Origin of the sequence: Mesorhizobium sp. Cs1299R1N3 (assembly GCF_037179625.1) — a bacterium.
Classification (GTDB): Bacteria; Pseudomonadota; Alphaproteobacteria; order Rhizobiales; family Rhizobiaceae; genus Mesorhizobium; species Mesorhizobium salmacidum.
Genome location: NZ_JAPYKQ010000085.1, coordinates 1 through 429, shown reverse-complemented (window position 1 = coordinate 429; position 429 = coordinate 1). Strand labels below are relative to the sequence as shown.

Annotated in this window: 1 protein-coding gene; it reads left to right on the top strand. The window is 58.7% G+C overall.

Annotated features, from left to right (window positions below; translation table 11 throughout):
* Positions 1-46: 46 nt before the first annotated feature.
* Positions 47-429 (top strand): hypothetical protein (locus O7B34_RS32065; RefSeq protein WP_337149756.1); only part of this gene is annotated, 383 nt, incomplete at its 3' end.

Here is a 429-nt window from a genome sequence, read left to right as displayed (position 1 = left end):
AATCGATGATTTGCCAACAGCGCAAGCTCATGACCTCTATGCCGGGATGACCACGAAGTCGCGCGAATATCTCTTTGGCACTCAGATCAAGATGTCGGCCGAGCGTGCCAAGGAAGCGCGCAAGGAGGCTGACAAGCTCGCCTGCGTAGCGTGGAACGAGCGGATGCTCGGCTACAAAGGTCCCGCGCAGCCATCGCCGACCATCGGAGATGCGATCAATGCGGGATACCTTTACCTCGAGGTCCGTTGTCTCGGCTGCGACACCAACCAGACCGTGGCGCTCGACATCATCCGGCGACCCAAAACGACGCCGGTGCATGAACTCGAACGGTACCTGCGGTGCAAAGACTGCTCCCAGTTGAGACATTACCCCTACAAGCGAAGTTCGCTTGTGGCGCTAAGGCCGACGAAAATCTCGGCTAGCCACCC